Genomic DNA, 23,468 nt, shown 5'->3' on the forward strand with positions numbered 1-23,468 from the left:
TATGAGCGAGCTGTTCGGGGGTCACGCCCGCATCGAACCACCACACGACCAACCCGACCAGCCACAACAGGCTGACCTAACAAAGCACTACTAGGCCCTGTCGCCTGGATCTTCCGCCCGCCACGGCCGGTCGGGCGGCGCCTCGCCGCCCGGCCGGCACCCGCCACGGCAGGATCCGGCGGGCAGGGCCTAACCGTTGCGTTCGAGCCAGCGCGTGTAGTGGTCGTCGGCGCGTGCGCGGCCCAGGGCCCGGGCGCGGGCCGGCACGCTCTCCTGTGCCCAGCGGTCCAGGCGCAGGGCCATTCCGGTCGCGAAGTTCTCGCCGGCCGGGGTCAGCCGCCCACTGCCGAGCAGGGTGCCGGTCACCAGGTGAGCCGCCTCGCGCCAGCGGAAGAACTCCGAGCTCGCGCGCAGGGCCGCCGCCCCGGTCTCCAGGTGGCGCTGGCGCATCCAGAAGCCGGCCACGCCCAGGAAGGCGTAGGCCCCCTGGAGCAGGCCGGGAACGGGGCGGGGATCATCGCGCCAGGGAGCGTAGTAGCGCCTGCCGTCGTCGGGAAGGGTCAGGGGGACCAGGTCGAGCAGGGCCGAGAGCTTCGCGTGCTGCGTCTCGTGGGTCAGGGTGACCGCGAACGTGGCGGCGTCCGGCGGCGTCGACAGGGCCACGCAGCCGTAGGTCTCGCCGGATGTCGAGCTCGACTGGCCCCGGGCCGGGGCGACCAGCGGGGTGAGGACCGTGATCGCCGTGACGACCTCGTCGGCCACGGCGCGGTGGTGGCGCACCAGCAGATGCCACGCTCCCTCCAGCGTCGACTGCCAGCGCTCGGTCTCGGCCTCGGTCAGACGCCCGCCGATGTTCGTGGTCTCCGGCATCCGGTACGGGTCGAGGTCGTCGATGACCAGGTGGAGCGGCACGCCGTCCACCTCGGTGGAGAGCGATCGCAGGCCTCTCCACCCGGGAGCGTCCTGGCCCGGGTCGCGCGGGACGGTGACGATGACCCCGTCCGCGGTGACCTCGGCACCGCCCTCGGCACACTCCACCGTGGCCCACGAGACGGTCGGCGACAGGACCGCCTGGCCCAGAGAGGGCAGCGTGACGACCCCCTCCACCGCGGGCACGTCGATGTCGCAGGCTGTGCCCGAACGGATCGCCGCCGCGGCGGCGAGCGCGGCGAGCTGCCCCGGTGCCGCGTCCTCGGCGTGAGCGTCGAGCATCTTGATCGTCCGCCGCGCCCAGGCGCCCACCGAGGGATGGCGCAGAACGGTGCCGACGGCGCCGGGATGACGGCGCTGTACCGTGGCGAGCAGGTCGTAGGCACGGCGGGTGACGGCGGCGTCCGGGTGGCCGTTCGCGCGCGCGGCCTCCAGCACCCCCCGTACGAGAAGCACGTGCTTGCTGTGCTGCGCCGCGGAGAGCTTGGCGACCGCGGCGGCGCCGCCACCGCCGGCGGCGAGCTTGGAGAACACCCCGGCCGTGATCCGGTGCTCACGCAGGTTCATCGTGTCCCTTCCCCGTCGTTTCGATCGAGCCGACAGATCGGCCTCGACAGTGCTCTTGACGTGCTCGATGAGTCGGAGCAGGTCGGGGGAGTAGACGGAGGGGTTGGCGAAACCATGGCCGGAGCGGTAGCGGTGGGCGTACAACCCTCCTCCGCAGATCCGTGACACCGGGCAGGCCCGGCAGGTGGGGCACAGGGCCAGTTCGCCGATCTGGCGGGCGGCGATCGAGGGAAGGCGCAGGGCGTCGTCGAAGGAGTCACGTGTCACGTGCAGCCCGGTCTCGGGGGCTCCCTGGTAGGCCGACTTCAGCACGTCCGACTGCTCGATGCCGCCGTCGGTCTCCACCACCACCATCCCCGCGGGGGACAGGCCTATCTGCTCGCTCGACGACGAACCGCCGAGCAGCACGTGGATGATCTCGCCGAACAGCCGGACCCGGGTGGGCCTGCGCGCCGCGCCGTACCATCGGTCGAAGATCGGGATGAGCCAGTCCGCGTACGGTGTCGTCTCCTCGTGGGGGAGCCGACCGGCCGGGGGCGCCGACCAGTTGCCGTGCGGGAGCAGGAAGTCGACGGCCGGTGGGTCGAAGGAGAGGAGCGCCTCGTAGACCCCGATCGGGTCGTTTCTGAGGTCGACGGTGCACAGCAGGCCGCTGAAGAGATGCCTGAAGGTGGGCGAGGTCAGCAGCCGGAGGGCTCGGGACACCTCGGCATGGCTGCCGCGGCCGCCTGCGCGCCTGCGGCTGCGGTCGTGCATCGTCTCGTCACCGTCGAGGCTCACCCCGATCCGGATGTCCAGTTCGTCGAGGAGCCGCAGGTAGCTCTCGTCCAGGCGTAGCCCGTTGGTCTGCAGGCTGGCCCTGACCCGGGTGCCGGCGGCCGCCGAACGGATCCGGGTGACGGTCTCGCGGATCGCCTCGGGGCCGGCGAGCAGCGGCTCGCCCCCGTGCAGGATGATCTCGATGTCGCGCAGGCCGTGACGGTGGGCGTGCTCGGCGATTCTCGCGGCGGTGGCGGCGACGGTCTCCCGTGACATTTGTTTCGGGCGTGTCAGCCACGATGAATCGGCCATTTCGTACATATAGCAATATTTGCAGGCGAGATCGCACCTGCTGTGGATCTTTAGGATGAACTGCCGGAACGGTGTCGGTCTCCAGCCGTCGGCCATCAGCCTGCCGATGTCGAGAGTCGACGGCCACTCGCGCACCGCTGATCAGCCCCCTGATGAGACCACGTTATGTGATGCCCGAAAGATGCTTCCACGATAGATGATGGCCGGCCGCCGTTCCAGAGACGGATGAAACCCTTCGGTCATGTCGCGGAGACCACTGTTTGTAAGCCTGGAACTTGACTATTTGGGCAAACTCATGCCAGATAGGAAATGGCGCAAGAGAGGTGTGCCGCGTTTGCCTGAGAAACTTGACCCTATAATCCCGTCACCCAGAAGCGTGTTCCCGGCGACGCTCGATGTCAGGGGATTGCTGGAATCAGGGTGGCGACCGGCGGCTTTCCGGCAGTTCATCTTGAAGATCCACAGCAGGTGCGACCTCGCCTGTCGCCACTGCTACGTCTACGAGATGGCGGACCAGTCCTGGAGGGCACAGCCGAGGCGCATGTCGGAGGCGATCGTCGACCGCACGGCGAAGCGCATAGCCGAGCACGCGCTCACCCACGAGCTGGCCGAGGTGGAGGTCGTTCTGCACGGCGGTGAGCCCCTTCTGGCCGGGCCGGATCTCATCTCCTACGCGGTGCGCACCATCAGGGGGGCCGCCGCCGACGTCGGGACCCGCGTCCACGTCGGTGTGCAGACCAACGGGCTGCGCCTGGACGAGAGCTACCTGCGGCTCTTCGACAGCCTGGAGATCCGGGTCGGGGTGAGCCTGGACGGCTACGCGGAGGGTCACGACCGGCACCGGCGCCACGCGGACGGCAGGGGGAGTCACGCGAAGGTGGCGGCCTCGCTTCGCAGGCTGACCGGCGGTCCCTTCCACCACCTGTTCAGCGGCCTGCTGTGCACCGTCGACGTCCGCAACGATCCGCTGGCGACCTACGAGGCGCTTCTGGAGTTCGATCCCCCGGCCGTCGACTTCCTGCTCCCGCACGGCAACTGGTCCACCCCGCCGCCCTTCCGCGTTCCGGAGGCGGGGGTGACGCCGTACGCCGACTGGCTCATCCCGATCTTCGACCGCTGGTACGGATCGGCCGCCGACCAGACGGAGGTCCGGCTGTTCCGCGAGATCATGCGCCTGCTGACGGGAGGCGCCTCGCGCAGCGAGACCGTGGGACTCTCACCCGCCCGGATGGCCGTGGTGGAGACCGACGGCAGCATCGAGCAGTCGGACATCCTGAAGTCCAGTTACCACGGGGCGGCCGCGACCCGCCTGCACCTGCTCCGCGACTCGTTCGACGCCGCGCTCACCCACCCGTCCATGGCCGCCAGGCAGATCGGCGAGCTCGGGCTGGCACCGGTCTGCCTGGCCTGTGACATCCACTCGGTCTGCGGCGGCGGGCTGTACGCGCACAGGTACAGCGAGGCGGCCGGCTTTCTGGGACCTTCGGTCTACTGCCCCGACCTGTACCGGCTGATCACCCATATCCGCACCCGGCTCGCGCGGGATGTCGCCAGGCTGAAGGGAAGCCGATGAGGCACGGTTCGCAGCAGGTGTCCGACAAGACGTTTCTCACGCTGGCGGCCGGTGAGGGCGGTGCCGGCGCGGTGGCCGAGCTGCGGGCCGCGCAGCGCGCCAGGAACAGGGTGCTGGTGCGAGGTGTCGTCGGCGAGGCGCGGTCGGCCGGGCATCCCGGTGCCGCCCTGGCGATGCGCGCCTACGGCCTGCTGGCCGATCTGGAGGGGCAGGCGGACGAGGAGGTCGAGCGCCTGCTGAGGTATCCGGCGGTGGGGGCGTGGGCGTGGCGGACCTGCCGCTCCCTGCGGAGCGGGGGTGACAGCCGCGACGATCCCGCGCAGCTGGGCGCACTGGCCGTGGTGGTCGCGGTGCGGTCCCGGGTCCGGTGCCGGGTCCGGCTGCCCGTCCGCGACGGCACGATCATGCTGCCGTCCCTGGGGCGCCTCATTCTCCCCGCCGGTGCGCCGGCCACGGTCGACGTCGAGGTGCGGCCGGACGGGGACGGCGCCGAACTCGACGCCGGCGGCCTGACGGTCCGTGTCGACCCCCCGGGCGACCGGCCCGGCTGGCAGGCGCTGCACGGCTGGTCGGTGATCCCGGGGTTCGACCTGGTCGTCGACGACCTTGACCCGTACCGGTGGCCCGTGGAGGAGGTCACCGAGCCGCGGCTCGGCCGCGAGCGGCTCCGCGCGTGGTGGGCGCACCTGGACGACGCGTGGCGCGTCCTGACCGCCCACCACCGGCAGGTGGCGGAGGAGGTGAGCTCCACGGTGTCGGTGCTCACCCCCGTCAAGGCGCCGGACAGGGGGCAGAACAGCGCTTCCACCCGCGAGGCGTTCGGGACCGTCGCGATGTCCGACCCGTGGCACGGCCTGGGGCTCGCCGCCACGCTCGCGCACGAGATCCAGCACGCGAAGCTCACGGCGCTGACCGACGTGATCCCGCTGACCCTGCCGGACGACGGCAGACGCTACTACGCGCCCTGGCGGGATGACCCGCGCCCCGCCTACGGGCTGCTGCAGGGTTCGTACGCCTATCTCGGGGTGGCGGAGTTCTGGCGGAGGCAGCACAGGTTCGAGCGGGACGCCGAGGCGTTCCGGGCACGCGTGGAACTCGCCCGGTGGAGGCGGGGCGCCTACCAGGTCACCGGCACGCTGCTGGCCAGCGGGAGCCTGAACGAGCGCGGAGAGGAGTTCGTGGCCTGCATGAGGAGAACCCTCGAAGAGTGCGCCGCCGAACCGGTGGACGATCTCGCGGAGGCACAGGCCCTCCGCGAGGCGGAGCGGCACCTCGACGCCTGGCGGAGGCGCAACACCTGACCCCGGCGTGATCAGATCGGCGGGGGGTCGAAGTCGCAGTCGATGCGCCGGCCCTCGCTCGCGAGGATGGCGTCGGGGTGGCCGGCTTCCAGGGGGCGCTCATACTGCCGCATCGTGTCGTGGTAGAGCAGCTCGGCCTCCTTCTCCGCGCCGGCGGCTCTCAGGTCGAGGACGAGGTTGCCGGCGCAGGCCAGGCTCAGGAAGTGGTTCTCGCCGAAGAGCTTCTGCAGCCTGCTCAGCGTCTCCCTGCCGAGCTCGCACGCCTGGGTGAACTCTCCCAGGATCGCCAGGTCCGTCTGGAGGCTGATGGCGCACGTCAGCGGGTAGTGGTGCTCCCTGCCGACCTTGGAGATCAGGCCGCGCACCGCCTGCTCGTTCAGCCGGCGGGCCGTCTCGACCTCGCCGCGCAGGCGGTGCAGGATCGCCAGGTTACCGCCGCAGGCGAAGCCGTAGGGGTGCTCCTCGCCGAACACCCGGGGATACAGCGCGACCGTCCTGTTCGCTATCGCGAACGCCTCGTCGAGGTCGCCGGTCACCCGCAGGGAGTTGGACAGGTTGATCGCGGCCGCCATCGTGTCGGCGTGCTCGTCTCCGAAGAGCCGCTGGAGCCGGGTGTGCGTGTCACGCGCGAGGTCCAGCGCCTCGGAGACCTCTCCGGCCCGGCGCTTGGCGATCGACAGGTCCTTGGCCGTCAGCAGGGTGAAGTGATGGTCGAGCGTCAGCTCCTGGACGCCGTAGGCGTAGGCCTCCTCGCCCAGGTCGCAGGCCTCGGTGTAGTCGCCGCAGAGCCGTACCGCCCTGGCCAGGCCGTTCCAGGACAGCAACAGGGTGCTCTTGCCGATGCCCCCCATCGCGTCGCTCATCTCCAGGTACGTCTCCTGGTGCAGCCGTCGTGCCGCCTTGTAGTCACTGGTCAGCGCGTAGTCGAGGGCCAGGCTGTTGAGCACGCGCAACGTGGCGGGGTCGCTGGGGCCCCGGTTGGCGATGTGGGCGTCCCGGGACTCACCGTCCAGCTTGCGGGCGGCGGCGAAGTCGCCACGGGCCCGCAGGGAGGCCCCGTACCCGTTGGTCGTCAGGAGCGTCTCGCGGTGGTCGGGGCCGAGGATGGCGCGCATGTCGTCGAGGGTCTGGTGGTCGACCTCGTACGCCGCGGCGTACTGGCCGAGCGCCCGCAGGACATTGCCCAGGTGCCGGTGCGCGACGAGCACGTCCAGGTGCTTCGGCCCGCTGACCTCGGTCCATCTCCGGATGAAGCTGGTGAGGAAGGAGTGGGCCGACTGGTAGTTGCCCGACATGTACAGGTAGCGGACCACGTTGAGGGCGAACTGCCTGGCCGCGGGGTCCGTGCACTCCTCCAGACCGGAGGGGGTGACGTGCGCGACCAGCTCCTCGAAGCTGCGCCACCTGTCGGTCTCGTCGGGGTCGTTCGGGGCGCTGCCGGCCAGCAGCACGTGCACCTCGTGCCGGATCTCCGTCTGATCCTCTTCCGGCAGGTCGTCACGGAGCAGCGCCTGGATCAGCCGGTGAACCTGGATCGTGCGGGTGGTGGGCTCGATCCTGGCCAGGGCGAAGCGTCTCAGCTCGCTCAGCGCCGTGGCGAGCAGGATCGGATCGGAAAGGATCTTGCTGAGCCGGGGGACGACGGCCTTGTTGCCCCTGCGGAAGACGTCGCGCGGAATGGGCTCGGGGCCGAAGAAGGCACAGCATCGCAGGAGTGTGATGGCCTCGGGGAGGCGGTCCTGCAGGAGCGACACCGACACCTTCCAGGCCGCCGTCATCGACAGCGGATACCCCGGTGCCCTGTTGACGCCCAGCAGCCTGCTCGCCTGCTCGCCGAGCTGCTCCAGGTACTCGTCGACGGACATGCCGGTCTCGTACTGCAGCGCGCCGGCCTGCTCCAGCGCCAGCGGGAGGTCGCCGAGCTGCTCGGCCAGCCGCGAGGCGTCGTCGTCGGGAACCTCCCGGCGCAGGCGTTTCTTCAGGAACGCCACGCTCTCCTCGCGGGTGAAGACGTCGACCTGGAGGGTCTCGAAGTGGTCCTCCCACTTGGGGTTGCGCGAGGTGATCAGGACGTGACCCGGCCCGCGCGGGATGAACTCCTCGACCTGTCCCGGATCCTCGGCGTTGTCGAAGATCAGCAGCCAGCGGCGGTAGGGGTTGCCGCTCTGCAGCGTCCTGCGCACGGACTCGGCGGCCTCCTCGACACCGGTGGCGGAGGCGGGCGGCAGCCCCAGGTGGGGGGCCATCGCGGCCAGCGCGGACGGCACCAGCACGCGCTGGTCGGCGGGGATCCACCAGACGAGGTCGTAGTGCGACCGGTAGCGGTGGGCGTACTCGATGGCCAGGTGTGTTTTGCCGACACCGCCCCACCCCTGCAGTGCCTGGGGCTGGGGCACGACGGCGGTGACGGTGCTGATGCCCTGGCGGAGCCTGACAAGCAGGTCGTCCCGCCCGGTGAAGTTCCTGTTGCGGGGCGGCACCTTCTCCCAGACCTCGGGCTGCCGTTCCGGCACCGTGTTCGCCGCGTGTGAAAGCTCCACCACCTCGGGCCTCCGTTTTTTTAGCCAAAGGGATCGTACGGTCATCCTAAAGGTTGATTCGGCGAGTGGGGTATTACAGAATCGCATAGTAAGAAGAAAGCGGCCTGGATACTTTCGAAAGGGACATCGTTTCGCATTTTTTAGGACGTCCCAAACCCGGATGGTGGTCGAGGCCGGATCTGGAGCGATGTAAGGGGAGCACGTATGCGCGATGACGGCTCAAGATCAAACGTTTTCGTCGACCTCGGAGGCCTCTCCCTGGAGATGCTCGGTGAGATCGAGGACCACTCCCTGCGGAGGGCGCTGGAGCCGTTGTTTCTGGAGACGGCGGAGCCGACGGCCGGATTCACCAGCTCGATCTGAACGGTCACCCTGCCGTTTCACAAGGGTCACGGCAGAAAGGTGATCGTGAATCATTCGCCTGCTCCGGGCGTGCCGTCGGGACAAGCGTCGGCGAGACAAGAGGTGCCTTCCCTCGCCGGAGGGATTGACCATGCCAATAGAGTCGTACGGCATCGAGTCCATGATCCGATTGGACCTCTTGCCCGTGAGGTGGTGCCCTGCGTGCATGACATGGGGGAGGCCGAGTGGGAACGCCTGCTCGACCAGTTGAACAGCGGGGACTGCACGCCGTTCCTGGGGTCCGGAGCGTGCGTGGGCACTCTGCCGACCGGGACGGCGCTGAGCCGCGACATGGCGCGCCGATGGGACTATCCGTTCGACGACGACCATGATCTCCCGCGGGTGACGCAGTTCGCGGTGATGCGATATGGGGATTCGGTATATGTGAAGAGGCGGATCTGCGACGAGCTCGACGCCGGGGGCGCGCCCGACTTCCTCGACCCCCTCGAACCGCACGGTCTGCTCGCGAGCTTCCCGCTTCCGGTATATCTGACGACAAACTACGACGACTTCATCCTGCGCTCACTCGAAGCCGTGGGAAAAAGACCGAATGTGGCAGTCTGTCCATGGAACAAAGGGCTGGCCTACGCCGAGGATCTGTTCAGCAGCGAGGCGGGCTGGAATCCCAGGCCCGAGGCCCCGCTCATCTATCACCTGCACGGCAGCCTGCAGGATCCGGCGTCGATAGTCCTGGCGGAGGATGACTATCTGGAGTTTCTCACCAACCTCGCCGTGGACGGTGTCGCGGGCGGCCAGCGGATGCTGCCCACCTCCATTCTCGCGGCGCTGACCAGGAGACCCCTGCTGTTCATCGGATACAGCCTGCAGGACTGGACATTTCGCGTGCTTTTCCATGGGTTGTTGAAAGCCGTTCCCGGAATCAACCGCCGCAGGCACGTGAGCGTCCAGCTCGCCCCCTCGCTCGCCAGCACGAAGGCGGACGTGCTGGAAGTCCAGCGTCAGCTGGCCAGATACTACGAAGACTGGCGGATCTCCATCTTCTGGGGGACGGCGGAGGAGTTCTGCCGTGAGCTGCGCCGGCGGATGGGACCGGTGCCGTGACCTCTGATGTGACCTCCGACCTTGTCCGGCCGGACGCGGCCGGCCGGCCGTACGTCGGCCTGCGGGCCTTCCGCCGCGAGGACCGAGCCAAGTTCTTCGGCCGCGACAGGGAGGCGCACGAGGTCTCCGACCTGTGGCAGGCCGGGCGCCTGACCGTGCTGTACGGGCCGTCGGGTGTGGGCAAGACCTCGCTGATCCAGGCGGGCGTGCTCCCACTGCTGGACACCGGCAGGACCGACGTCCTGCCGATAGGCAGGGTGTCGCACGGCTCGCCCTTCCCCTCGGCCGCGCTCTCCCGGCACAACCCGCACGTGTTCGCGCTGCTGTCGTCGTGGTCTCCCACCGAGACGCCCACCCGGCTGGCGGGGCTGACGATCCGTGAGTTCCTCAGCCGGCGCCCGCCGCGCCAGGATCCCTACGGCGACCCGGTCCTCACCCTGGCCGCGATCGACCAGGCCGAGGAGCTATTCGGGGACTTCGCCCACCGCCAGCCGTACCGGGAATGGTTCATCGGCCAGCTCGTCGAGGCGCTGGACGACGACCCGAACCTGCGCCTTCTCATCTCGATCCGCGAGGACTACCTCGCCGCGATCCTTCCCCACGAGCCGAAGCTGGCGGGTATGGCCAGGAGCCGTTTCTCCCTGACCGCCCTTGACACGGGCGCCGCGGTCCGGGCGACCGAGGGCCCGCTGGAGGGAACGGGACGCTCGTTCGCCCCGGGCGCCGCGCGTGGCCTGGTGGACGACCTCCGCATGATCAGGGTCGGCAGGGCGCTGGGCGAGGAGGTCGTCGCCGACGCCAAGGTGGTCGAGCCCGTCCAGTTGCAGGTCGTGTGCTCGGCCATGTGGCATTCCCTGCCCGAGGACGTGCGGGTCATCTCCTCGGACCACGTCCGCAGGTTCGCCAACGCCGATCGCTCCCTCACCGACTTCTCCGAGCGAATGATCACCGAGGTGGCCCACGACCACTTCGGAGACGACGTCGCCGAGCTCAGGAGCTGGCTGCGCCGCTGCTTCATCACCGAACTCGGCACCCGCGAGGTCGTCTACCAGGGGGAGACCGTCACCGCCGGCATGCCGAACGCGGTGGTCAGGGCGCTGGTGGACCGCCACATCCTGCGTGAGGACATCAAGGCGGGCACGCGCTGGTGCGAGCTGTCGCACGAGCGTCTCATCCAGCCGATCCTGCAGAACGACCGCCTCGTCGTGCAGGCCGAGAGCCGGGCCCTTCCCGACGACTACCTGCGGGCCGCCGAGCTCTCGTTCCGCGACGGGGAGTTCGCGCTGGCCGCCAAACAGGCCGAGGAGGCTCTGGAGCGGTGTGGCGACAACACCAGGATCCGCGCGGAGATCGAGTCCTTTCTCGGCAACGTGGCGCACCGGCGGGAGGACTTCGAGAAGGCCGTTTCGCACTACCGCACCGCCGCGGTCCTCTTCGAGACGCTGGGGGCGACCTCGGCCGTCGGTGGCCTTCTCGCCGGGATCGGCCGGCTGCGGCTGGCCCAGGGGCGCCCCTCGGTCGCGGTGCGGGAGCTGTACTCGGCGATACGCCGCGTCCCCAACGACATGAGCATTCAGACCGAGCTCGCCTGGGCGCTCTGGTACGACGGCCATCCCGATGCGGCGCGTGACGTTCTCAACGACGTTCTGGGAAGGGAGGGAAACCTCACCGAGGCGTTGCGGGCGCGGGGCGAGATCCTCGCCGGGCTCGGCCAGGCGGAAGCGGCGTTGCGCGACCTCGACCGGGTCAGGCCGCTGCAGTGGCCCTCCACCCGGGCCGCCCACGCCCTCGCGCTGGCCCTGCTGGGGCGCTTCCCCGAGGCGAGGCGGGAGATCAGGGCTGTGCTGACCGAGGTGGGAGATCACGGTCCGGTGCTGCTGTATGCCGCCCGGATCGAGGCTCTGGCCGGCGACGCCTCGGCGGCGGCCGATCTGGCCCGGAGGTCGGGGACGGCGAGGGCGCCCACCCTCCCTGCCCATCTCGCGGCCGAAGCGGCTCGGCTGGTCGCCACGTCGTGAGCGCCCGCGTGGCCGCGTGGGCCTCGGCCGCCCGGACCTCCCTGGCCGTCCCGGCGAGGCCGAGCCGCCTATGGAGGTTCAGCAGTGCCACGAGCGTCACCACCAGGGCGACGCAGAACATCAGGCCGGCCAGGATGACGGCCGCCATCCGGACGCCCGCCACGGCGACCAGGGTCCCGCCGAGGGGGGCCGCGACGCACACGGCGCTGTACGTGACGAGCCGGTGCACGCTCATCACACGCCCGAGCTTGCCCTTGTCGACGGTGTCGACCTCGAAGGTCCTGATGGCCACGTTGCTGAGCGCCCCGGTGCACCCGGTCAGCAGTATCGCGAGCCCGAAGAAGATCGGCCCGGCACCGTACGCCGCGATGAGGAGCGCCAGCACCCAGATCCACAGCTGGGCGAAGAGCGTGGAGTTCCTCGGCTTGAGTCTGAGGTAGGGAGCCAGGCTCGATCCCGCCACCCCGCCCATCCCCCCGGCGGCCAGTACCAGGCCGACCTCGTAGGAGGGCAGGTTCGCCGACCCGGCAATGAAGATCATGATGAGCGCGTTGACCATCAGATTGGTGACCATGGTCAGGGCCATGGCCTTGCGCAGGAACGGGTGCCTCGCCAGTTCGTTGAAACCGTCGGCGATCTCCCGCAGCAGGTGCCGTCCCGCCAGGCTTCTGAGCCCGTCGACGAGCCCGCCGGCGATCTCGCGGATCGCGTGCGACCGAGGCCGGCGCCCTCTCCCTCCGCCCGCCACGCTCAGCGGGGACAGCAGCGCCAGGAAGAACAGCGCGGAGTTCACCGCGAAGGACGCCACCTGCATGATCCCGAAAAGCCACCCGCCCAGTGGCCTGCCCGCCAGCACCGCGACGTGCGAGATCGTCTCGCTCCTGGCCATCGCGACGGAGACCTGGTCCCTCGGGACGAGGGACGAGATCAAGGCCGTCTCCGCCAGCGAGTAGACGACCCACAGCGTGCCCTCCAGGAAGGCCGCCACCAGTAGGTGCGGGAGCGACGGCCAGTCGAGGGCGAGTGCGAGGAACACGCTGAAGACGGCCAGCCCCCGCAGGGTCTCGGTGAGGAGCATGAGCGAGCGCGGGTTCACCCGGTCGGCCAGGACGCCCGCCGGAATGTAGAAGATCAGGACCGGAAACGTCAGGGCGAAGCTGGTCCAGCCCGCCTGCACCGGAGATCCGGTCAAGGCCAGTGCCAGGAGGGGATAGGCGACGCTCACGGCTCGTGATCCCACGGTGGAGAACGTCAGTCCCAGCCAGACACGGGCGAATTTTCTCATCGGCTAGTTCGAAGTCGCTCTCTAATCCCTGGCCATATCACGACTTAGCCGCCCGCCGTCCCCGCCCGCGTCCCTGGGGACACTTCACAAGGCGACGGAGGATAGAGCTATCCCGACTCCCACCAGATGGCGTTTCCTTACGAAAAGTCGCAGGATTCAACAACAACGAGAGCCCGTTTCAGGGAAACGGGCCCCAGCGGTGTCGCTAAGTCACTTGAGTCCCAAAAGCATAGCGCCGAAAAAGAGCAGCCGGGAAAGGTCGGTCATTCCCATGCCGAGAAAGGGGATGTTTCGGAATCCTTGGTGGAAATCACAGGTCGTCGACGGCGCTCGGTGCCCGAATCGACGCGACCGGTGAGCGGCCCCCGGGGGTGGGGGCCGCCCATGCCGGTTTCGGTCGCCGCGGACGGCCGGTTCCCAGGGGCGGAAATCACTCCGAGGGGGCCGGAAGTTCAGGCGGGCAGCTGGGCGTCCAGGCGGTAGCCGTCCACGGTGACGTAGACCTGGTCGCCCGGCCGGGCGTTCAGGCGCATCAGGACGGGTTGCAGGGAGTCGAAGACAGGGTGGTCCCGCCAGACCAGGACCACCGCGTTGTCACCGGGGCCGGTGACCGAAAGCAGCGTGCCGGGACGCATGCCCAGCCGGGTGGCGTACCCCTCGGGCACGGCCACGGGACCGCCCCGCAGGTGGTCGCTGGTCACCTCGATGCGCTGCCAGCGGCTCGGGTCGGCCGACGGGCTCGCGGGCGGGTGGAGCGGAGCCCGCTGGCTGGTGATCAGGTGCGGCCGGGTGTTACCGCCGGACAGGGCCGACAGCGTGGCCAGGGCGGCGCGGGGATCGATGCTGCCGGTGTTCACCTGCGGTATCGGCTGGCCGCCGCGGTGGTGGTGGCCGTTGGCCCCCGGAGTGCGGCGAGGCAGCTGCCTGGTCGCCTCGGCGGCGGCCTCCTGGGCAGGCGTCTCCTGCCCGCTCGCGGCCAGGGCGTCCAGCCAGGCCTGGGCCGAGTGGGCCCGGATGCCGAGCTGGTGCTCCATGAGCGCGACCGCGTCGGCGTCGATCGGCTTGTTCGCCAGGAGCTGGCGGGTCCGGTCGCGCAGGCCGCCCAGATCGCCCACGACGAGCCAGTCGTCCTGGAGCCGCCGATCGGGCATGAGCGTGACCAGCACCCGCCAGAGCGGGGTCTGGAGGGTGGGGACCTCGATCGGGTGCGCGGGGTCCGCGCCGATGAGCTGGTCCTTGGTGGCGGCGGCGCCCAGCCACTCGGTCAGCCCGAACATGTGCCCGGTCAGCGGTGCGGACTCCGAGGAGCGCAGCCAGAGCAGGATGCGTTCCTCGGCGGTGCGCTGGGCCGTGGAGAGCGCGTCGCGGTCGGCGTTCAGCTTGTGCGCGAGCGCGCGCAGGCTGATCGGGTCGACCGCGAAGAGCCGTTCCACGGCGACCGCGCGCTCCAGCGGGCTCCAGTCGCGGAACATGTTGTCCACCAGGCGCACCAGCGGATAGTCACTGAGGCGCACCGGAGGTTTGGCGGCGGGAGGTTCGGCGGCGGGGGCGGCCGGCTCCGGGGCCGGCGACTGGCGCTGCTCCTGCGGCGCGGGCGGCTGGGCCGGGATCGGTGGCGCGGGCACCTGCGCGGGGGCCTGTTCCTGTGCCGGGGACTGAGCCTGGGCGGCCGGCGCGGCCTGTTCGGCGAGCCCCGGGGTACGGCTGAGCACCTCGCGGAACATGGCGGTGACCAGGACCTCGGGAGAGGCGGGCATCGCGGGCCCGCTCAGGTCTCCCGCGGTCAGGCGGCGCAGGCGGCTCCAGCCGCCCAGCCCGGTGATGGCCAGGCGCGCGGGCTCCGGCCAGTCCGGCAGGGTGGGGTCGACCGTGTGCACGTGCAGGGCGGGCAGCACGTCGCTCAGCGGAAGATGGTCCCAGCGCGACAGCGAGAGCCGGGCCAGCCTGTCGCAGACCCAGTCGAGCCCGGCGGAGCCGAGGGCCTTGGGCAGGGTGACCGAGGACCACCAGCCGGCGGGCAGCCGGGGGTCGGCCAGGGCTTCGGCGACTTGCTGGGGACGGCTCCAGCGCAGGGCTGGGACCAGATCACTCAGGCAGATCGATGACTCGGCATCCATCGGCGGACCGCAACCTCCCCAAAGTGACGCGTGTGGCTAATGGTGCAGCTTACGCCGCAAGCTATCAATTGGTGTTAAGAGGGTAAAGCTCGTTCGTACCCAACTCCGACGGAAGGATACGTGGACGGCCCCCCAGGACCGTCACGGCCTCCGCTCCGGCACGGCGTCCGGCGTCCAGCGCGGCCTCGTCGTCGGCCCCGCTCAGCAGGGCCGTGAGCAACCCCGCGGCGAACGCGTCCCCCGCTCCAATGGAGTCAATCACCTCGGTGGTGAGTGCGGGAACCCGGGCGGTCAACTTTCCGTTCCTGGCCATCAGCGCGCCGCGGGAGCCGAGTTTCACCGCCGCCGCGCCGTAGCGCAGGCTCAGGATCTCCGCCGCGCCCTCGGCCGAGGTCTCGCGGGTGAGCAGCAGCGCCTCGTCCAGATTGGGGATGATCAGCTGGGCGGTCAGGGTCTCCTGGATGAACCGCTCGGCGCCGAACGAGCGCAGGAATCCGGTCGAGGCGGGGTCCACGCTGATCGAGACGCCGCGCCGGGACGCCTCGGCCATGGCCAGCCGGGAAAGCTGGAGCCCCGGCTCGGCGAACAGCGTGTATCCGGACAGGTGGAGGTGGCCCACCCCCTCCAGCAGGCTCTCGTCCCAGTCGCCCGTGCCGATGTGCCCGCCCGCGCCCCGGTTGGTGAGCATGGAACGCTCCCCGGTCACGTCGACCATGGCGATCACCACGGCCGTCGGCCGGTCGGGGTCGACCCGCAGGTGCGGCCGTACCCCGAAGCGCCGCAGCTCGGCGGCGTGCCAGTCGGCGGTGTCGAAGCCGACCCGGGTCAGGATGCGGGTGTCGGCGCCCAGCCGGGCGGCCCAGGAGGCCGTGTTGGCCCCCGAGCCGCCGGGACGCAGCACGATGTCGGCGGCGGTGTCCGTGCCGACGGCCAGGCCGCTTCTGGCCGACCCGCCGTGCAGCGCGACGACGTCGGTCACCACGTCGCCGATGACCAGTAGACCCGTTCCGGTCATGGTTTCCTCAGTTTCCCCGGCTCCAGGAGGCCGCGATCTGCCCGGCGAGGCGGACGTTGCCCCGCACCGCGGCCAGGTTCGCCTCGAGTGAGGCGCCGGCGGTGCCGCGTACCAGGTAACCCAGGAGGAACGGGGTGATGGCCTGGCCGGTGACCTTCTGCTCTTCGGCCGCCGCGAGAGCCTCGGCGAGTACCCGGTCGTGCAGTTCGGGGTCGAGCTGCTCCGACAGCGGCACCGGGTTGGCGACGATCAGCGCGCTCTCCGGTCCGCCCAGCGCGTCCTGGGCCCGCATGATGTCCGCGGCCTCGGCCGGGGTCTCGATCCGCCAGTCGATCGGCTCGCCAGAGGTGTGCAGGTAGAAGCCGGGGAACTCGTCGGTACGGAACCCCGCGACCGTGACGCTACGGGTCTCCAGCCGCTGCAGGGTGGCCCCGACGTCCAGGATCGACTTCACGCCCGCGCAGACCACGGTGATGCGGGTCCGGCTCAGCATGTCGAGGTCGGCCGACTCGTCCTGGCTGTCGGTCCATCCGCGGTGCACACCGCCGAGACCGCCGGTGGCGAAGATCCGGATGCCCGCCCTGGCGGCCAGGAACGAGGTGGCGGAGACCGTGGTCGCCCCGCTCGCCCCGAGTGCGGCGGCGGCGGGCAGATCGCGGAAGCCCAGCTTGCGAAGCCCGGGCTCGCCGGCGATGCGCTCCAGCTGGCTCTTGTCGAGACCGATGCGCGCCACACCGTCCAGTACCGCGATCGTCGCCGGCACCGCCCCGGCCTCGCGGACGAGCTGCTCCAGCTCCAGCGCGACCTCGAGGTTGCGGGGCTGGGGCAGGCCGTGCGAGATGATCGTGGATTCCAGGGCCACGATCGGGGCGCCCTGCTCCAGCGCCTCGGCCACCTCACTCGAGGGGCTCGGCATACCGGTGAGGGACTGTCGGGTGGTACGCATGAGCTGGTTCTGTCTCCTTGTCCGAGGTCGTAATCATTGCTTGCTTTTGGAACGGTGTAAACGACACCGTCTTCCCCAAAAAGAGCACGTTACGGCGGTTGCCGGGAGACGTCCACTTAAAGATCAGCTAATGAGTAGGACTCCGATCAGTGAGATCCCGCCGATGATGGCCGTGGAGATCCCGCCCAGGAGCAGTGACCGCCCGCCCCGCACGAGCTTTCGGAGATCGACACCGGTGCCCAGGGCGAAGAGCGCCGCGGCGAGCAGTGTCGCCGTCAGCCCGGGGACGGCCCGGATGACCTCGGGCGGTACCGCGCCCAGGCTCCGCGCCGCCACGGCCACGACGAACCCGGCGACGAACAGCGGCAGCACCGGTGGCCGGCCCGCCGCCCGCCCGGCCCCGGGGGGTTCCGTCGAGGTACGGCGCAGGGCGGCGGAGGTGAGGCCGACGATCGGGGCCAGCAGCACCACCCGGGCCAGCTTGACGGCCACCGCGCTCACCAGGACCCCCGCTCCGGCCGCCGCGCCGATGGCCGCGACCTGTGCGACCTCGTGAACCGAGGCGCCGGCCCAGATGCCCAGCTGATGCGGTGTCAGGCCCAGCGATCCCGCGAGTAGTGGCAGCGTGACGATCGAGGCGCTGCCGTACAGGACGACCACGCCGACCGCGGCCGCCACGTCGTCGTCGTCGCTTCCCGCGACCTCGTGCATGGCGGCCACGGCCGCCGCCCCGCAGACGGACACGCCGGTCGCGATCAGCAGGGACCTGCGCGGGCTCACCCCGACCCGGCCTCCGATCCACCGCGTCGCCGCGAACGTGACACCGGTCCCCGCCGCGACCACCGCCAGCACCGGCCAGCCGAGCGCCAGCAGTTCCGGCAGCGCGATCTGCAGCCCGAGCAGCACGATCGCCAGGCGGAGCACCCGGCGGGAGACGAACCTCAGCCCGGGGGCCAGCGAACGGTGCAGGCCACCGAGATTGGTGAGCGCGACCCCGAGCGCCACCGCGATCACGGCGGCGCTCACCTCGGGAACGATCCGGGCGATGGCCGTGGCCAGCAGCACCGCGACGGCCACCGCCCCGAGGCCGGGCACGAGCGTCCCGAGCCCCGATGCCGTCGCCGGTGCCCGCCCCGTCGCAGCGGGCGCCGAGGGGGAGTGCCGGGTAGGTCCCGGTGAACGGGCGGGCGGGGAGGAGGGCATTGTCCGAGTGTCGGCGTGGCCCGGCGGGGCCGGTACCCGTCGTCTTGCTGGTAGGTCATAGCCTGGGGCTATGAGTGAGCTGCCCGACATCGAATCCCTGCGCCTGCTCGTCGATGTGGAACGCCTGGGCAGCCTCGGCCAGGCAGCCAGGGCGGCGGGCGTCGCGCAGCCGTCGGTGAGCAAGCGCATCTCGCTGCTGGAACGACGTCTCGGGCTGGAACTGCTGGAACGCACCCCGCGCGGCTCCGTCCTCACCCCGCAGGGCGCGATGGTCTCGGCCTGGGCCGCGCAGGTGCTGGCGGCGGCCGAGGAGCTCATGAGGGGGGTGGAGGCGGTACGGCACGGCCGGGCCGCCCACCTGCACATCGCCGCCAGCATGACCGTGGCCGAGTATCTGCTGCCGCGCTGGCTGGGAGAGCTCCAGAACCGTGAGCCCCAGGTACAGGTCGGCCTGGACGTGCAGAACTCGGCGGAGGTGGCGAAGCTGATCGGCGGTGAGATCGAGCTCGGCTTCGTGGAGGGGCCCTCGGTGCCGTCGGGGCTGGTGTCACGGGTGGTGGCCACGGACCGGCTCGTGGTGGTGGTCGCGCCGGGCCATCCGTGGGCGCGCCGCCGTACCCCGCTGCGCGCCGCCGAGCTGGCCGCCACCCCGCTGGTCGTGCGGGAGCGGGGGTCGGGCACCCGCGAGACGCTGGACGTCGCGCTGACCGGCTACGCCGTCGCCTCCCCGAAGCTGGAGCTCGGTTCCAACGCGGCGGTCAAGGGGGCCGCCCGCGAGGGTGCGGCCCCCGCCGTGCTCAGTGGCTACGCCGTGGAGGCCGAGCTGGCCACCGGCCGCCTGATCGAGGTGCCCACCAAGGACATCGACCTCGCGCGCCGCCTGCGGGCGGTCTGGCGCCGCGGCCGCACCCCCAGCGGCCCCGCCGCCACCCTGCTGAGAATCACCCTCTCCGCCGCCGGGCGGCCGGAGCCCCCGGCTCCACCGTCCGCTCAACCCACAGGGAAGTCTCGTGCTCCACTCTCGCTATGAAGCAGTGATCGTCGGAGGCGGCCACAACGGCCTGGTCGCCGCCGCCTACCTCGCCCGCGCGGGCCGGCGCGTCCTCGTCCTGGAGCGCCTCGACCACGTCGGTGGTCTCGCCGTGTCGGCGCGGGCGTTCCCCGGCGTCGACGCGCGGCTCTCGCGCTACTCGTACCTGGTCAGCCTGCTGCCCGCCAAGGTCGTGGCCGACCTGGGGCTCAACGTCACGCTGCGCCGGCGCCGTTACGCCTCGTACACGCCGGTGGGGGAGAGCGGGCTGCTGGTCGACAACGGCGACGCCGCGCGGACCGCCGCCTCCTTCGCCCGGGTCACCGGGGGCACCGGTGAGCTGGACGCGTGGCGGCGCTTCTACGGGATGACCGCCGACATGGCCGGCAGGGTCGCGCCGACACTGCTGGAGCCTCTCGTCGACCGTGCGGCGATGCGGCGCCTCGTCGGCGACGAGGCGTGGCGCGACCTGTTCGAGCGGCCGATCGGTGAGGTGGTGGACGAGCGGTTCGCCGACGACACCGTACGCGGGGTGATCCTCACCGACGCCCTCATCGGCACCTTCGCCGACCCCTCGGACCCGGGCCTGCTGGCCAACCGGTGCCTGCTCTACCACGTGATCGGCGACGGGACCGGCGACTGGAACGTCCCCGTCGGCGGCATGGGCGCGGTCTCCGGCGCGCTCGCCGACGCCGCCCGCGCCGCGGGGGCGGAGATCCTGACCGGCGCCGAGGTCCTCGCGGTCGACGCCTCGGGCGAGGTCGTCTTCCGCGACGCGGGCGGGGAGCACACGGTGGTGGGCGAGCGGGTGCTGGCCAACGTGCCGCCCGCGGTGCTCGCCCGGCTCCTCGGCGGTGCCGAGCCCGCCCCCGAGGGCGCCCAGCTCAAGGTCAACATGGTGCTGTCGCGGCTGCCCCGGCTGAAGGACCCCGCAGTGGACCCCGAGGCCGCGTTCAGCGGCACGTTCCACATCAACGAGGGCCGCGACCAGCTCGCCCGCGCGTTCGCGGAGGCGTCGGCCGGGCGGATCCCCACGCTGCCCCCGGCCGAGGTCTACTGTCACTCGCTGACCGACCCCTCCATCCTCGGCCAGGGGTTGCGGGAGGCCGGAGCCCACACGATGACGCTGTTCGGCCTGCACATGCCGGCCAGGCTGTTCCGCGACGACCCGGCCGGGGCGCGCGAGGCCGCGCTGCGCGCCACGCTCGCCTCGATGAACCGGGTGCTCGCGGAACCCCTTGAGGACTGCCTGCTGCGCGCCCCGGACGGCGGCCTCTGCCTGGAGGCCAAGACCCCGGTCGACCTGGAGACCGAGGCGGGACTGCCGGGCGGCCACATCTTCCACCGCGACCTGTCCTGGCCGTACGGGGAGCCGGGACGCTGGGGCGTGGAGACCGACCTCGAGCGCGTCCTGCTCTGCGGCGCGGGTGCCAGGCGCGGCGGTGGCGTCAGCGGCATCCCCGGCCACAACGCCGCCATGGCGCTGCTCACCTGAGCCCGTCCGGCCTGGGCGAAGGTGGCCCGAGGCGTTCATCGGGTTCTCATGATGAGCGTCTAACGTGAGGGCCATGGGTGACGGTGAGGCGGCGCGGGTGCTGGTCGTGGACGACGAGCCCGCGCTCAGGGAGGCGCTGCAGAGCAGCCTGGAGTTCGAGGGCTACCGGGTCGGCGTGGCCTCGGACGGCCAGGAGGCGCTGGAGACGCTGAAGCGGGAGCCGTACGAGCTGGTCCTGCTGGATGTGATGATGCCCCGGCTGGACGGGCTGACCGCCTGCCGCAGGCTCAGGGCGGCGGGCAACCACCTGCCGGTGCTCATGCTCACCGCCCGCGACGCCGTGGGCGACCGGGTCTCCGGCCTGGACGCGGGGGCCGACGACTACCTGGTCAAGCCGTTCGAGCTGGACGAGCTGCTGGCACGCGTCAGGGCGCTGCTGCGGCGCGGCGCGCTGAGCGCGCCCGCGGCCGAGGACGACGCGGGCCTGGTCTTCGGCGACCTGCGGATGGACACCGCCAGCCGGGAGGTCACCAGGGCGGGCGAGCGGCTGGAGCTGACCCGTACCGAGTACCTGCTGCTGGAGCTGCTCATGATCCATCCCCGCCAGGTGCTCACCCGCGAGCAGATCCTCAGTGAGGTGTGGGGCTTCGACTTCGAGCCCTCCTCCAACTCCCTCGACGTCTACGTCATGTACCTGCGCCGCAAGACCGAGACCGGTGGGCGTCCCCGGCTGATCCACACGGTCCGGGGGGTCGGCTACGTGCTGCGGAACTCCGCGTGAACGGTCGCCGCTCGCTGCGCTCGCGGCTGACCCTGCTGGTGGCGGCGGCCGTGGCGCTGGCGATCGCGGTCTGCGCGGTGCTGTGCTGGTTCGTCGTCAGAGCCGAGCTGCTGCGGCAGGTGGAGCGCTCCCTGGAGGTGCCGAAGGGGCCGCAGGGCATCGAGTGGATCGAGTCGTACTGCGCGGGGGGCCCGGCGGGGCCGAGGGAGAGCATCGAGCGCAGGCCGCCGTTCCGCATCCCGTCGGTCCAGTTGATCTACGCCGGTGGCGGCAGGTGTGTCATAGGCACCGCACCCGTCAAGGTCACCCCCGCCGACCTGGCCCTGACCCAGGCCCCGCCCGGCACGAGAAGGATCAGGGACGGGGTGACCGACGACGGCGAGGAGGTCCGGGTGATGACGAGGAACGTCGGGCCCGGCATCGCGATCATGGAGTCCCGGTCGCTGGAGGAGGTTCAGACCACCCTCGCGGCCCTGGCCTGGATCCTCGCCGGGGTCACCGCGCTCGGCGTGTTCGGCGCGGCCTCGGCGGGGCTGCTGGTCTCCCGCACCGCGTTGCGCCCGGTCGGCCGGCTGACCGAGGCCGTCGAGTACGTCGCCAGGACCGAGGACCTCGACACCAGGATCCCCGTCGAGGGCACCGACGAGATCGCCAGGCTCGGCGTCTCCTTCAACGCGATGACCACCGCGCTGGCCGGGTCCCGCGAGCGCCAGCGGCGGCTGATCGCCGACGCGGGGCACGAGCTGCGCACCCCGCTCACCAGCCTGCGCGCCAACATCGACCTGCTGCTGCGCAGCGAGAACACCGGGCGTCCGCTCGACCCCGCCCCCAAGCACAGGCTGCTGACCAACCTCAAGGCCCAGTTCGAGGAGATGTCCACGCTCGTCGGCGACCTGCTCCAGCTCTCGCGCGCCGAGGACGAGCATGAGCCGTACGTCGAGGTCGCCTTCCACGAGGTCGTCGAGGAGGCCGTGCGCCGGGCGCGGCTGCGCGCCCCCGACACCCCGATCGAGGTGGAGCTGCTCCCCTGGTACCTGCGAGGTGATCAGGCCGCCCTGGAGCGGGCCGTGGTGAACCTGCTGGACAACGCGGTGAAGTTCTCGCACGGGCGGGAGGGCCCGGTGCGGGTGAGGCTCCGGGGCGGCGAGCTGACGGTCAGGGACCACGGCCCCGGCATCCCCCAGGGGGAGTTGCCGTACGTGTTCGACAGGTTCTGGCGGTCGTCCTCGGCCCGCAGCATGCCCGGGTCGGGGCTGGGGCTGGCCATCGTGGCCAAGGCGGTGCGCGACGCCGGGGGAGTGGTGGAACTGGAGAACGCCGAGGGGGGCGGCATCCTCGCGCGCGTCCGCCTGCCCGGCTCTCCGGCCCGCGCCCACCTCCCCGCGGCGCCGTGAGGTCTCTCATCAGGTGGTGGCCCCGGCGGCCCGGGGGCGGGCGGCCAGGGGCGGGGGGCGGACGACGGCATGGGCGACGCCACGCCCACCGACGAGGAGCGCTACCTGCGTGGCGCCCAGGTCACCAACGCCGACGGCAAAGACGCTCGACTGGGACACCCCGGCTGAACGCCTCGCGGAGCTCCTGGCGACCTGCGTCTGACCGAGGGGCCCTGTTTCGGACGTTGATCAGTGGCTGTCGCCGGTAGGGATGGTTTGTCGTACCTACCTGGCATGATCGCTTGCTGTCCGAGGCGGTTTGCTGTGATCTGATGGGAGTTACAGGCAATGACCATTGATGATGTCCGGAAGCGCGCCGTCCAACCCGAGGATCTCAGCCGGTACATCGTCGAGCGGCTCAACGCGGGCGATGTCGAAGGGCTGGTGGCGCTGTACGAACCGGACGCAGTGCTGGCGTTGCCGGACGGTCAGGTCGCCCAGGGGGCCGAAGAGATCCGTCAGGCATATGAGCGTCTGGTCGCCGATGGACCCACCTTTGCCCCTGGGCGGCAGCAGCCCACGCTGCGTAATGGCGACCTGGCGCTTACCTCGGTGTGCTTGCCCGACGGCGGTATCACCGTCGAGGTGGCTCGCCGTCAGGATGACGGCACGTGGTTGTGGGTGATCGATCAGCCTGGTCTTCTAGATTAGGTCAGAGCCATTCGTCGCCGGCGGCGTGGACGACGACCTCAGCAGCCC

At 70.9% G+C, this 23,468-nt stretch carries 16 protein-coding genes and 1 pseudogene; 10 read left to right on the forward strand and 7 right to left on the reverse strand.

The window, feature by feature from the left end; all coding sequences use genetic code 11:
• Window positions 1-189: 189 nt before the first annotated feature.
• Window positions 190-2,664 carry an FxsB family cyclophane-forming radical SAM/SPASM peptide maturase gene (locus ABT130_RS14645; protein WP_350955892.1) on the reverse strand — a complete coding sequence of 825 codons (2,475 nt, stop codon included), beginning with the start codon at window positions 2,662-2,664 and terminating at the stop codon, window positions 190-192.
• Between the two features lie 199 nt (window positions 2,665-2,863).
• Here ABT130_RS14645 and ABT130_RS14650 point away from each other — a divergent pair, with 199 nt between their 5' ends.
• On the forward strand, window positions 2,864-4,141 hold the full coding sequence (locus ABT130_RS14650) for an FxsB family cyclophane-forming radical SAM/SPASM peptide maturase (RefSeq protein ID WP_451935883.1): 1,278 nt from the start codon (window positions 2,864-2,866) through the stop codon (window positions 4,139-4,141).
• Entirely contained in the window at window positions 4,138-5,442 is a 1,305-nt protein-coding gene (locus ABT130_RS14655; RefSeq protein WP_350955807.1) for an HEXXH motif domain-containing protein, read from the forward strand. The genes ABT130_RS14650 and ABT130_RS14655 overlap by 4 nt, the downstream gene beginning before the upstream one ends.
• 11 nt (window positions 5,443-5,453) lie before the next feature.
• Here ABT130_RS14655 and fxsT read toward each other — a convergent pair whose 3' ends face one another.
• Window positions 5,454-7,985, reverse strand: a complete 2,532-nt coding sequence (fxsT, locus tag ABT130_RS14660; RefSeq protein WP_350955809.1) for an FxSxx-COOH system tetratricopeptide repeat protein — start codon at window positions 7,983-7,985, stop codon at window positions 5,454-5,456.
• 201 nt (window positions 7,986-8,186) lie between these two features.
• Here fxsT and ABT130_RS14665 point away from each other — a divergent pair, with 201 nt between their 5' ends.
• The 3 genes from ABT130_RS14665 (at window position 8,187) to ABT130_RS14675 (ending at window position 11,464) form a co-directional block, all read left to right on the forward strand.
• Window positions 8,187-8,345, forward strand: coding sequence for an FxSxx-COOH-like cyclophane-containing RiPP peptide (locus ABT130_RS14665; RefSeq protein WP_350928689.1), 159 nt, complete (start codon window positions 8,187-8,189; stop codon window positions 8,343-8,345).
• Window positions 8,346-8,555: 210 nt separating this feature from the next.
• Window positions 8,556-9,446: an SIR2 family NAD-dependent protein deacylase gene (locus ABT130_RS14670; protein WP_245651495.1), complete on the forward strand. Its 891-nt coding sequence runs from the start codon at window positions 8,556-8,558 to the stop codon at window positions 9,444-9,446.
• On the forward strand, window positions 9,443-11,464 hold the full coding sequence (locus tag ABT130_RS14675; protein ID WP_350955811.1) for a tetratricopeptide repeat protein: 2,022 nt from the start codon (window positions 9,443-9,445) through the stop codon (window positions 11,462-11,464). Before ABT130_RS14670 ends, ABT130_RS14675 begins: the two co-directional genes overlap by 4 nt.
• Window positions 11,465-11,531: 67 nt before the next feature.
• Here ABT130_RS14675 and ABT130_RS14680 read toward each other — a convergent pair.
• The 5 genes and pseudogenes from ABT130_RS14680 to ABT130_RS14700 all read right to left on the reverse strand — a co-directional run.
• A pseudogene (locus ABT130_RS14680) lies at window positions 11,532-12,749 on the reverse strand (MFS transporter); the annotation flags it as partial.
• A 452-nt stretch (window positions 12,750-13,201) separates the two neighbouring features.
• Window positions 13,202-14,866 carry a hypothetical protein gene (locus ABT130_RS14685; protein WP_350955813.1) on the reverse strand — a complete coding sequence of 555 codons (1,665 nt, stop codon included), beginning with the start codon at window positions 14,864-14,866 and terminating at the stop codon, window positions 13,202-13,204.
• 64 nt (window positions 14,867-14,930) lie between these two features.
• Window positions 14,931-15,881 (reverse strand): carbohydrate kinase family protein, encoded by a 951-nt coding sequence (locus ABT130_RS14690; RefSeq protein WP_350928695.1) that lies wholly within the window; start codon window positions 15,879-15,881, stop codon window positions 14,931-14,933.
• 7 nt (window positions 15,882-15,888) lie between these two features.
• Window positions 15,889-16,827 (reverse strand): pseudouridine-5'-phosphate glycosidase, encoded by a 939-nt coding sequence (locus tag ABT130_RS14695; RefSeq protein ID WP_350928697.1) that lies wholly within the window; start codon window positions 16,825-16,827, stop codon window positions 15,889-15,891.
• A 123-nt stretch (window positions 16,828-16,950) separates the two neighbouring features.
• Window positions 16,951-18,030, reverse strand: a complete 1,080-nt coding sequence (locus tag ABT130_RS14700) for a YeiH family protein (protein ID WP_350955815.1) — start codon at window positions 18,028-18,030, stop codon at window positions 16,951-16,953.
• A 70-nt stretch (window positions 18,031-18,100) separates the two neighbouring features.
• On the opposite strand from ABT130_RS14700, the gene ABT130_RS14705 reads away from it, so the two are divergent.
• The 5 genes from ABT130_RS14705 (at window position 18,101) to ABT130_RS14725 (ending at window position 23,420) form a co-directional block, all read left to right on the forward strand.
• The gene (locus ABT130_RS14705; protein ID WP_350928701.1) at window positions 18,101-19,060 is read left to right on the forward strand and encodes a LysR family transcriptional regulator; all 960 of its coding nucleotides are present in this window, start codon (window positions 18,101-18,103) and stop codon (window positions 19,058-19,060) included.
• A complete protein-coding gene (locus ABT130_RS14710; protein WP_350955817.1) occupies window positions 19,041-20,555 on the forward strand; it encodes a phytoene desaturase family protein in 1,515 nt (504 codons plus the stop codon). The genes ABT130_RS14705 and ABT130_RS14710 overlap by 20 nt, the downstream gene beginning before the upstream one ends.
• 73 nt (window positions 20,556-20,628) lie before the next feature.
• Window positions 20,629-21,336, forward strand: a complete 708-nt coding sequence (locus tag ABT130_RS14715; RefSeq protein WP_350955819.1) for a response regulator transcription factor — start codon at window positions 20,629-20,631, stop codon at window positions 21,334-21,336.
• A complete protein-coding gene (locus ABT130_RS14720; RefSeq protein WP_350955821.1) occupies window positions 21,333-22,730 on the forward strand; it encodes a HAMP domain-containing sensor histidine kinase in 1,398 nt (465 codons plus the stop codon). The genes ABT130_RS14715 and ABT130_RS14720 overlap by 4 nt, the downstream gene beginning before the upstream one ends.
• A gap of 327 nt (window positions 22,731-23,057) precedes the next feature.
• On the forward strand, window positions 23,058-23,420 hold the full coding sequence (locus ABT130_RS14725) for a YybH family protein (RefSeq protein WP_350955823.1): 363 nt from the start codon (window positions 23,058-23,060) through the stop codon (window positions 23,418-23,420).
• Window positions 23,421-23,468: the final 48 nt, after the last annotated feature.

Source organism: Streptosporangium sp. NPDC001681 (assembly GCF_040298085.1).
In the GTDB taxonomy this organism is placed as follows: Bacteria; Actinomycetota; Actinomycetes; order Streptosporangiales; family Streptosporangiaceae; genus Streptosporangium.

Coding starts and splice junctions, on each gene's coding strand:
- ABT130_RS14690 (WP_350928695.1), bottom strand. CDS start 15,881: ATGACCGGAACGGGTCTACTGGTCATCGGCGACGTGGTGACCGACGTC.
- ABT130_RS14655 (WP_350955807.1), top strand. CDS start 4,138: ATGAGGCACGGTTCGCAGCAGGTGTCCGACAAGACGTTTCTCACGCTG.
- ABT130_RS14650 (WP_451935883.1), top strand. CDS start 2,864: ATGCCAGATAGGAAATGGCGCAAGAGAGGTGTGCCGCGTTTGCCTGAG.
- ABT130_RS14705 (WP_350928701.1), top strand. CDS start 18,101: ATGAGTGAGCTGCCCGACATCGAATCCCTGCGCCTGCTCGTCGATGTG.
- ABT130_RS14665 (WP_350928689.1), top strand. CDS start 8,187: ATGCGCGATGACGGCTCAAGATCAAACGTTTTCGTCGACCTCGGAGGC.
- ABT130_RS14700 (WP_350955815.1), bottom strand. CDS start 18,030: ATGCCCTCCTCCCCGCCCGCCCGTTCACCGGGACCTACCCGGCACTCC.
- ABT130_RS14670 (WP_245651495.1), top strand. CDS start 8,556: ATGGGGGAGGCCGAGTGGGAACGCCTGCTCGACCAGTTGAACAGCGGG.
- ABT130_RS14715 (WP_350955819.1), top strand. CDS start 20,629: ATGGGTGACGGTGAGGCGGCGCGGGTGCTGGTCGTGGACGACGAGCCC.
- ABT130_RS14725 (WP_350955823.1), top strand. CDS start 23,058: ATGACCATTGATGATGTCCGGAAGCGCGCCGTCCAACCCGAGGATCTC.
- ABT130_RS14695 (WP_350928697.1), bottom strand. CDS start 16,827: ATGCGTACCACCCGACAGTCCCTCACCGGTATGCCGAGCCCCTCGAGT.
- ABT130_RS14685 (WP_350955813.1), bottom strand. CDS start 14,866: ATGGATGCCGAGTCATCGATCTGCCTGAGTGATCTGGTCCCAGCCCTG.
- ABT130_RS14645 (WP_350955892.1), bottom strand. CDS start 2,664: ATGGCCGACGGCTGGAGACCGACACCGTTCCGGCAGTTCATCCTAAAG.